Annotated in this window: 11 protein-coding genes; all 11 read left to right on the top strand. The window is 41.7% G+C overall.

All coding sequences use genetic code 11. The features are described from left to right. Positions 1-624, top strand: a 624-nt coding sequence (locus SGI74_03400) for a hypothetical protein (GenBank protein ID MDZ4676532.1), incomplete at its 5' end; no start/stop codon positions are given. A 12-nt stretch (positions 625-636) separates the two neighbouring features. Next, positions 637-828: a DNA gyrase inhibitor YacG gene (locus SGI74_03395; protein MDZ4676531.1), complete on the top strand. Its 192-nt coding sequence runs from the start codon at positions 637-639 to the stop codon at positions 826-828. 125 nt (positions 829-953) lie between these two features. Continuing rightward, positions 954-1,226: an HU family DNA-binding protein gene (locus SGI74_03390; GenBank protein MDZ4676530.1), complete on the top strand. Its 273-nt coding sequence runs from the start codon at positions 954-956 to the stop codon at positions 1,224-1,226. Between the two features lie 142 nt (positions 1,227-1,368). Continuing rightward, on the top strand, positions 1,369-2,361 hold the full coding sequence (pfkA, locus tag SGI74_03385; GenBank protein ID MDZ4676529.1) for a 6-phosphofructokinase: 993 nt from the start codon (positions 1,369-1,371) through the stop codon (positions 2,359-2,361). 90 nt (positions 2,362-2,451) lie between these two features. Further along, positions 2,452-3,630 carry an ABC transporter substrate-binding protein gene (locus SGI74_03380; GenBank protein MDZ4676528.1) on the top strand — a complete coding sequence of 393 codons (1,179 nt, stop codon included), beginning with the start codon at positions 2,452-2,454 and terminating at the stop codon, positions 3,628-3,630. A gap of 30 nt (positions 3,631-3,660) precedes the next feature. Then, the gene (locus SGI74_03375; protein MDZ4676527.1) at positions 3,661-4,563 is read left to right on the top strand and encodes a branched-chain amino acid ABC transporter permease; all 903 of its coding nucleotides are present in this window, start codon (positions 3,661-3,663) and stop codon (positions 4,561-4,563) included. Continuing rightward, the gene (locus SGI74_03370; protein MDZ4676526.1) at positions 4,563-5,534 is read left to right on the top strand and encodes a branched-chain amino acid ABC transporter permease; all 972 of its coding nucleotides are present in this window, start codon (positions 4,563-4,565) and stop codon (positions 5,532-5,534) included. The genes SGI74_03375 and SGI74_03370 overlap by 1 nt, the downstream gene beginning before the upstream one ends. Beyond that, complete coding sequence (locus SGI74_03365; protein ID MDZ4676525.1) at positions 5,515-6,300, top strand: ABC transporter ATP-binding protein; 786 nt, start codon at positions 5,515-5,517, stop codon at positions 6,298-6,300. The genes SGI74_03370 and SGI74_03365 overlap by 20 nt, the downstream gene beginning before the upstream one ends. Further along, positions 6,297-7,016 (top strand): ABC transporter ATP-binding protein, encoded by a 720-nt coding sequence (locus tag SGI74_03360; protein ID MDZ4676524.1) that lies wholly within the window; start codon positions 6,297-6,299, stop codon positions 7,014-7,016. Before SGI74_03365 ends, SGI74_03360 begins: the two co-directional genes overlap by 4 nt. A gap of 366 nt (positions 7,017-7,382) precedes the next feature. After that, the gene (locus SGI74_03355; GenBank protein MDZ4676523.1) at positions 7,383-8,162 is read left to right on the top strand and encodes a DUF4382 domain-containing protein; all 780 of its coding nucleotides are present in this window, start codon (positions 7,383-7,385) and stop codon (positions 8,160-8,162) included. Positions 8,163-8,273: 111 nt separating this feature from the next. Continuing rightward, positions 8,274-9,411: hypothetical protein (locus SGI74_03350; GenBank protein MDZ4676522.1), on the top strand; the 1,138-nt coding region annotated here is incomplete at its 3' end.

Here is a 9,411-nt window from a genome sequence, read left to right as displayed (position 1 = left end):
CCAGGTACTCCGGGCTGTGATCTCTATTTAGGAGTCACCAACGGACAACTTTATTACGAAGGCAACTTAACAATTGATTCAAACAAAGGTTCAAAAATTATTCAGAGCTTTTACAATTGTAAGCGCTACGTACTTTTTGGCCAACGCACTAACTGCAGTATTCCACCAACGAGTGCTCGCATTGAAATTATTTTTAATCCCACTGTAAATGGCCAACCGCCAACTGCGCGAGTTGTACTTGATGTCGGTGGATACACGACTTCCGGAATACACGGATCATCTTCTGGTTCTGGAGTTCCATTAACGGGCTTAGCACAAGTGACAGAATCATCTGCAACTGCGACAAGCTTATTTTTTAGACCAGACATGGCATCACAGTGGACATTTGAAGTTACCTCAACTGGTAATCCATTATTTCCAATTGACCAAGCTCAAGCGAATCGCAATATTTCTATTCAAGTAAAAATGGATGGTGGATATTTTGGTCATGGCCTTGTGTTTCGTCGAAAGCAAAGCGTTTATCCCCCAATGGGTCCCGGCGGTTATCCCGGAAGTTATCCTGGAAGTTATCCCGGCGGTTATCCAGGTGGTTACACTCCACCATTTACTCCCCCAACATTCTAAGAGCCTTTACCCATGAAGGTTCAATGCCCTCAATGCAAAAAAGAGACGACCTGGGAGAATAATCCCACTCGTCCTTTTTGCACTGAGCGATGCAAACTTATTGATCTGGGTGATTGGGCCATGGAAAAACATGCTGTTCCAAGTGATCACCAACCAAACGATGAAGACGATAGCCAACCGACAAGTAAAGACGAAGAAGAATAATTCAAAAAAATCCTTGACCTTAAAAGAGCTATTTGGCCTACTTTTGCTATAACAATTGAATTTATTAAAAACCGGGTCGGTCTTGGAAAAGATTGGTTCACAACAACAAAACAGGGGTAACACCAATGAATAAAGCAGAACTCATCGAAGCAGTTGCTAAAGCTACCAAAATGTCAAAAAGCCAAATCGAATTGACTTTAGACAACACCCTCGAAGTTATTCGCAAAACTGTAAAAAAAGGTGACGATGTAAAACTCGTTGGCTTCGGTACATTCGCAAAAGCAAAACGTAAAACTCGCAAAGGCCGTAATCCTCAAACAGGAAAAGCCATTACCATCCCCGCTTGCAACTACCCCAAATTCAAAGCAGGCCGTGAATTTAAACAAATGGTAAAATAATAAAAGCTACACAGAAGCTTTTATAAATATGTAAATTGAGACCGCGTTGCATAATAGTAGCGCGGTTTTTTTATGCCGCCGACCACTAAAGCCCGCGACTTTTACGTTGAATAAAGGAACTTTACAGCATACGTAAATAAGCATGAGCCACTTCAACGTAAAAAAACTAAAACACATAGCAGTTCTCACCAGCGGTGGCGACGCCCCCGGCATGAACGCCGCCATACGAGCGGTTGTAAGAACAGGTATTTATCATAAACTTCAGGTCACAGCCGTTATTCATGGCTACCAAGGTCTTCTCGACAAAGAATACAAACCCTTAGATCTGGGTTCAGTTTCAAATATTATCCAACGAGGCGGCACCATCATTAAAACGGGCCGATGCAAAGATTTTTATCACGCTACTGGCCGCACCAAGGCCGCAAAAAATTTCAAAGCTGCGGGTTTTGACGCTCTCGTTGCCATTGGCGGTGACGGCACATTCACAGGTGCTCAAGCTTTATGGAAAGAACACACAATTCCTATAATCGGAGTGCCAGGCACTATTGACAACGACGTTTATGGGACCGATTTTACAATCGGCTTTGATACCGCCGTAAATACAGGCGTTGAGGCCATCGACAAAATCAGAGACACAGCTGCTAGCCATGATCGCCTTTTTATCGTCGAAGTCATGGGCCGAAACTCAGGTCATATTGCGCTTGAAGTGGGTCTTGCCTGTGGAGCAGAAGAAGTTTTTATTCCTGAAAATAAAGTTTCAATCAAACATGTACTTTCAATCATCAACCGCGGAATCAAACGTGGAAAACGATCAAGCCTGCTAATTTGCGCTGAAGGCGATAAACCCGGGCAAGCTTATGAATTTGCCAAAGAGATTAAAAAACAGAGTCGTTTTGACGCGAAAGTTTGTATTCTTGGCCATATTCAAAGAGGGGGGAGTCCCACCGCAAAAGATCGCAATCTCGCCTCTCGCTTAGGCGCAGCGGCTGTTGACTTCATCAGAAGTGGCCAATGTGCTGTCATGGCAGGTGAAAAAGACCTAAAAATCGTCGCTGTTCCCTTAAAAGATACATTTACTAAGAAAAAACGAATTAATGAAGACTGGCTTCGCTTAGAAAGCATTTTATCTATTTGACCTAAATCCTGAGTCGAGATAACAAGATATGTTGTTTTTAATGTCGCAAATTCAAGCCGTCAACTTGCTTGAATACAAAGGAGACTTTGCATGAGCATTCGAATTTTGGTCGCACTTATTTCCTTCACATTAGCCCTTACAGGTTGCACCAAAGGTTGCACTGCAAAACAAGGTGGCGACAGCGCAGCAACACCCGCTGCAGAATCAAACGAAATCTTAGTTGGTGAATATGGTTCAATGACTGGCGGAGAAGCTACTTTCGGAATCAGCACCCACCAAGGTATCGAACTGGCTTTTAATGAAATTAATGCTGCTGGCGGCGTAAGAGGCAAAAAACTCAAACTATTATCCCTCGATGACCAAGGCAAACCAGAAGAAGCTGCAACTGCAGTTACAAAGCTCATCACACAAAATAAAGTTGTAGCCGTTTTAGGTGAAGTGGCCAGCTCTAGATCATTAGCAGCAGCCCCAATTGCTCAACAATACAAAGTCCCTATGTTAACGCCAAGTTCAACGAATCCTAAAGTCACTGAAGTCGGAGATTATATTTTTCGCGTGTGCTTTATTGATCCGTTTCAAGGAACAGTTATGGCGAAATTTGCTCGTGAACATCTCAAAGTTAAAAACGTCGCGATTATGAAAGACGTAAAATCTGATTACTCTGTTGGCTTAGCTAATTTCTTTAAAGAAACCTTCACCAAAATGGGTGGAGTGATTGTCTCTGAACAAACCTATGTTTCAAACGATATCGACTTTAAAGCCCAGCTCACATCAATCAAATCAGGAAAAGTAAAACCTGAGGCGATTTTTATCCCAGGTTATTACACTGAAGTTGGTTTGATTGCGCGACAAGCCCGTCAATTAGGACTCAAAGTTCCTTTAATGGGCGGCGACGGATGGGATAGCTCTAAACTTTTTGAAATTGGTAAAGAAGCCATCAATGGCGGATACTTTAGCAATCACTACACAACGGATACTGAAGATCCAAAAGCTCGTGATTTCATCGCTCGCTTTAAGACTGCGTACAACGTAGAACCAGACGGACTTTCCGCCATGGGTTACGATGCTGCTTTGGTTTTAGTTGATGCTATGAACCGCGCAAAGTCTTTATCTCCAGCAGATATTCGTGATGCTTTAGCGACTACCAAAGATTATCCAGGTGTTACTGGAAAAATCACTATCGACGAACAACGTAACGCTACAAAATCAGCAGTTGTTGTTAAAGTTGATGGAACTACCAACAAGTACGTCACAACAATTAATCCGTAAATTTGGTTTGCAGCAGTTGAGGTTTGATCTTTGGAAGAGTTTTTTCAGCACATAATCAATGGCATAAGTTTAGGCATGATTTACGCCCTCATCGCTCTGGGTTACACCATGGTGTACGGGATTTTACAGCTCATTAACTTTGCTCATTCAGACGTTTACATGATCGGCGCGTTTACGGGCTTTTATTCCGCGCGCTGGTTAAACGTTAGTAATAGCCCCAGCTATACGAACTTCTTTACCATTTTATTTATTGCGATGGCCGCATGTGGTGCACTTGGTTTTTTCATCGAGCGCCTTGCTTATAGACCATTAAGAAATGCCCCCAAATTAAATGCACTTATTACTGCAATAGGTGTGAGTTTACTTTTAGAATACTCAGGGCAAATTATTTTTGGAGCTACTCCGCAATTATTTCCAAATATTTTAGAAGACTCTGTTGTGTTTCAATGGGGCGAAGTGAGTATCAATAAATTTGATGCTACTATTTTCATGACCACCTGCGGTTTGATGTTGTTACTTCGATATATTATTCACAGCACAAAATTAGGCAAAGCCATGAGAGCCACTAGTTACAATGGCGCTTGGGCAAGTCTCATGGGTATTCCCGTTGATCGCATTATCAGCATGACATTTGTCATCGGTTCAGCTCTCGCAGCAGCTGGCGGAATTCTAGTTGGAATGAAATACCCGAAGATTGAACCATTAATGGGAATCATGATTGGTTTAAAAGCATTCGTTGCCGCAGTACTTGGCGGAATCGGAAATATTACGGGCGCTGTACTTGGTGCACTTATCATGGGTTTAGCTGAAGAATTTGTTGTCGGTTACGGAGCATCGACTTATCGAGATGCTCTGGCCTTTGGAATATTGATAGTCATTTTGATTTTTAGACCAGCAGGCCTTTTAGGCAAATTTTCTGTGGAGAAAGTTTAATGTTAAACATTAAACGCTCTCTTATTATGCCAGCCCTTGTTTTTGCACTTATTTATGCTTGTGATTTTATATTTCCAAGTCTGATGAACCCCTACCTACAAGCCATGGTTATTTATTGCGGTATAAATATCATTTTAGCTGTGAGCTTAAATTTGGTGAATGGTTTTACAGGTCAGTTTTCTATTGGTCATGCTGGCTTTATGGCAGCAGGTGCTTATTTAAGCGCATGGCTCACAATGACTTTCCCTGGATGGGCAGGCCCGTTCACAGAAATTAATTTCTTTTGTAACACCATTGCTGGCGGACTACTCGCTGCTGCTGCCGGGTACATCGTTGGGCTTCCGAGCTTACGCTTAAAAGGTGATTATCTTGCGATTGTGACATTGGGTTTTGGAGAAATTATTCGTGTCGTACTTTTAAACGTAGAAGCAGTTGGTGGCGCACGTGGGATGTATGGCATTCCAAAGTCAGTTGGTTTTTTTGGAACCATGGCTTGGGTGTTTATTACTTGTCTCACAGTAGTCAGACTTATGAAATCTACACATGGGCGCGCTTTTTTAAGTGTTCGTGAAGATGAAATCGCTGCTGAAGCAATGGGTATCGACACAACAAAATATAAAGTAAAAGCATTTGTAATTAGCTCATTCTTTGCCGGAATCGCCGGTTCTATCTTTGCTCATTATCTTTCATATTTAAATCCAAGTTCATTTGGTTTTATGAAGAGCATTGACGTTGTTGTAATGGTCGTACTTGGCGGCATGGGTAGCATTAGTGGAAGTGTTGTTGCCGCAATTATCATTACACTGCTACCTGAAGCTTTAAGACCTCTTCAAGAAATCACACGTATTGATTTTCGAATGGTCATCTACTCATTGACCCTCATTATTCTCATGCTGACCAAACCTCAGGGTTTATTTGGTAGCTTAGAAATTTCAGATTTATGGAAGAAATATGTCAGACGCTCTACTTGAAGCAAAAGACGTAACAATTAAGTTTGGTGGTCTTGTGGCCGTTTCAAACTTTCAACTTAATTTACAAAAAGGTGAACTGGTTGGCCTTATTGGCCCCAACGGCGCTGGCAAGACCACTGTTTTTAATATGCTCACTGGGGTTTACCAACCCACAAGCGGAGAAATTAAATTCGCTGGCCTTCCTATCAAAGGTGAAAAACCTTTTGAACTTTCAAAACGAGGCATTTCTCGTACATTTCAAAATATCAGGCTTTTTAAAGCACTTTCAGTATTAGATAATCTGCGCATCGCCGCTCATCAACACACAACTTACTCAATGATTGAAGCTCTTTTGATTTCAAAGCGTATGGAGCGAGAAGAAAAAGAAGGCATTGAGCGCTCCCTAGAATTATTAAAAATATTTAATCTACAAGACAGAGCCAATGAATTAGCAGGATCACTTCCCTATGGGCAACAAAGGCGCCTTGAAATTTTACGAGCCCTTGCCACTAACCCCAAGGTTGTCATGCTTGATGAGCCTGCAGCAGGTATGAATCACAGCGAAACCCATTCATTAATGGAAACTATCGCTGAGATTAGAAAAAAATTCGGCGTTACAATTTTATTAATTGAACACGACATGAAACTTGTTATGGGAATTTGCGAACGTATTATTGTACTTGATCACGGTGTGATTATTTGTGAAGGCAACCCACTGAAAATTCAAAAAGATCCAAAAGTTATCGAAGCTTATTTGGGTTCTGCTGCGGTGGAGGCTCACGCATGAGTGAGTCTGTACTTTCCGTTAAAAATATTCGCGTAAAATACGGAAACATCGAAGCCCTTAAGGGTGTAAGTTTTGAAGTCAATAAAGGTGAAATTATTTCTCTTATCGGCGCCAATGGTGCAGGCAAAAGCACAACACTAAGAACCATCAGTGGTCTTTTAAAACCCGTTTCTGGTGAAATTCTTTTTGAAGGAAAACCCATTCACGGCATGAAAGCCCATGAAATTGTACGACTCGGGCTTTTGCAATCTCCCGAAGGTAGAGGAATTTTTGCGAACTTGACGGTACTTGAAAATCTAGAGATGGGTGCTTACACACGTAAAGATTCAAAAGCTGAAATTAATAAAGACCTCGAATATGTTTACTCACTGTTTCCGCGTGTTAAAGAACGTTTAAAGCAACAAGCCGGAACACTTTCTGGCGGTGAACAACAGATGCTCGCAATGTCTAGAGCACTTATGGGAAAGCCTAAACTTTTATTGCTCGATGAGCCCAGCCTTGGTTTAGCACCACAAATCGTTGATACAATTTTTAATATCATTAGAAAGATCAATAAAGAGGGCACAACGATTTTACTCGTTGAACAAAACGCCCATCAGGCACTCAATGTTTCACACCGTGGTTATGTTGTTGAGACAGGTGAAATTGTACTCACCGGGCCTGGCAAAGAACTTCTCACCAATTCAAAAGTACGCGAAGCCTATTTGGGCGGCTGATTACAAAAATGCACGGCCTTACTTTTTGTAATTTGTTTTTCAAACCCACTCAAACTTAGTTAAAAACACATATAAATTTTGAAACTTTATTTTCACCTTATTCGGTTACAAAAAAACCTATTGCATGGACTTACAGCATTGAAATTTAGATTTATTGTCAAAAACATAGACAGCAAATTTGAATTTCACTGTTAATCCAACTGGTAAGTAGGTTATTTGAAGCACCAAGTGAATAGCGGTATTATGAACTCATACCGCTGCATGTATTCTTCTAAATCCATTAAATAAACCAAAGCAATTCCTAACGGAAGTGCAAACCCAAGCAAGCGCTTATGTCAGCGTATAGTTTGGAAAAGGAGAATACATATGTATAAGCGTAAGTACAATAATAGGTTAGTTCTTATTGCGCGTATGTTCGGACTTATTTCTGCAATTGGTTTTGCAGTCGCATGTAATTCTGGCTCCAATAATGGTGGCTCTCTCGCTTCTGGCGATAAAGCCTACGCCTACACTCCCTCAACACTGAGAATTACATTAACTGATAAACCCCTTGATGACGCTTCATCAGTAAATATTAATATAAAACACGTAGAACTTTTTGTACAAAAAGGAAGTCTTCAAGGCCGATTGATCATTGCAGAAAATCTAGGTTTTGTAGATTTGCTGAAGTTAAGAAACGGTATTTTAAAAGCAATGGGAGATTTAAAACTCCCCGATGGTGTTACCTTTCATCAAATGAGACTTGTTCTCGCAGATGGAAATAACGTCGTCATGAATAATGGTTCTGTTTGTCAGATGAAAACACCAAGTGCACAAACTTCTGGTGTGAAGATATTATTTAATCCTGCATTCACAACTGAGGCTGGGTATTCTTATGCCATCACTCTTGATTTTGACGCTGACGATTCAGTAGTGCTTCAAGGTAATGGTGGTTGCCTGTTAAAACCCGTCATCAAAGTAAAATCAGCAACGCGTGCACCAATTCCCCCTCCCGCAACTTTGCCAACACCTGAGGTGAGTTATCCTGACACTACTCAAGAACAACCACTCCCCACCACTGGCACAAGTGATGGCACTTACACAGATAATCAAACACCACAGGATCCCGTTATTATTGTGCCTGAGGATTTATTTAATGCTCCTTAAGCATGTTTAACTTTAGCATTTCAAACACTTACAACTACTTAGCAGGACTTAAGTCAAATGACTTAAGTCCTGTCTTATATAAGCCGACACTACATAGATGGAGGTACGTAAATGCGCACGTTTGTTCGGTTTGAGACAATTGGATTATCGCTGCTCCTGATCGCATTGGGGTGTACTTCTGCGACTCCGCAAACCAGTTTGCTCTCGTCATTTTCACAATACACATTTGGCCGCGGCACTGATGGAGATGTGACTGTGATAGCTTCAATGTCATCAGGGGATTCATTTTCAAACGGTAAAAGATTGGTAAATTTATCACGTGTCATTGGCACCACCAACGGTCGAAAACTCACCATGGAGTCTTCGCAATTTGGATCAACAGATGTTCTACCAGGTGATGAAGTGATGTGGCACGCACTTGCAGCATACCCAGAAACAATATGTGGAAAAGATTTAGAAGCTGGTCGATATGGTTTTGGTATTGTGAAAAAAACCGAAAGTGCTGGCGGTTATATTTCAAACATCACACTTGATCGCCCTATTTCGCCACAACCTACCACAATAAATGCAGCCGCAATTAGCGCAAGTCTCTCAGGACATGTTGACAGTATCTGCGTACTCGTTCTCGTGCGCGTGCATAACTTTAAAAATTTTAAGGTTCAAGCAACAGGTATGAATATTAATCTGTCATCAGGGTCACTTGATAATGGCGGTGGAATTATCGCCGTTAAAGTAGCTGATACGATGACTATTTCAGCAGATGGAGGTTATGTTAACTTCGATGCGGCAGGCTTTGGCAACACAAACGGAAGTTTTGCTGGAGGAGTTGGCGGGATATCAAACAACAACTCAGGCCAACGAGCAAATGGCCCCAATTGTGGTGATGCAGGTCAAAGTGGCGTAGCCGCGGGCGGTGGGGCTGGTTCAAATATTGGTTTGGGTGGTAATGGAATTGGCGGAAATAACGCAATATCTGGTGAAACTAATTTTGTAGTTGCTGATGATTGCCCTGGATGTCGAAAATTATTTATGGGTGGTTCTGGCGCAGGAGGAAGTTATGTCCCCACCTTTAACGGAGGAAATGGTGGTACTGGCGGTGGAATTATTATTATTTCAGCAAGAAAAATTGATCTTATAGGTCCTGGTATGAAAAAATTTAGTGCAAATGGAGAAAATGGAGGTTCCAGCGGATCAAGCGGTAGTGGAGGTGGTGGCGGTGGCGGTGGGGCCGGTGGAACAGTTTTTATTT

The organism is Oligoflexia bacterium (assembly GCA_034439615.1).
Lineage (GTDB): Bacteria > Bdellovibrionota > Bdellovibrionia > JABDDW01 > JABDDW01 > JAWXAT01.
This window is presented reverse-complemented; position numbering and strand designations above follow the sequence as displayed.

What these genes read in the sequence shown, in the direction of transcription:
- pfkA (MDZ4676529.1), top strand. Translation starts at nt 1,369, where the DNA reads ATGAGCCACTTCAACGTAAAAAAACTAAAACACATAGCAGTTCTCACC.
- SGI74_03370 (MDZ4676526.1), top strand. Translation starts at nt 4,563, where the DNA reads ATGTTAAACATTAAACGCTCTCTTATTATGCCAGCCCTTGTTTTTGCA.
- SGI74_03395 (MDZ4676531.1), top strand. Translation starts at nt 637, where the DNA reads ATGAAGGTTCAATGCCCTCAATGCAAAAAAGAGACGACCTGGGAGAAT.
- SGI74_03380 (MDZ4676528.1), top strand. Translation starts at nt 2,452, where the DNA reads ATGAGCATTCGAATTTTGGTCGCACTTATTTCCTTCACATTAGCCCTT.
- SGI74_03355 (MDZ4676523.1), top strand. Translation starts at nt 7,383, where the DNA reads ATGTATAAGCGTAAGTACAATAATAGGTTAGTTCTTATTGCGCGTATG.
- SGI74_03365 (MDZ4676525.1), top strand. Translation starts at nt 5,515, where the DNA reads ATGTCAGACGCTCTACTTGAAGCAAAAGACGTAACAATTAAGTTTGGT.
- SGI74_03390 (MDZ4676530.1), top strand. Translation starts at nt 954, where the DNA reads ATGAATAAAGCAGAACTCATCGAAGCAGTTGCTAAAGCTACCAAAATG.
- SGI74_03360 (MDZ4676524.1), top strand. Translation starts at nt 6,297, where the DNA reads ATGAGTGAGTCTGTACTTTCCGTTAAAAATATTCGCGTAAAATACGGA.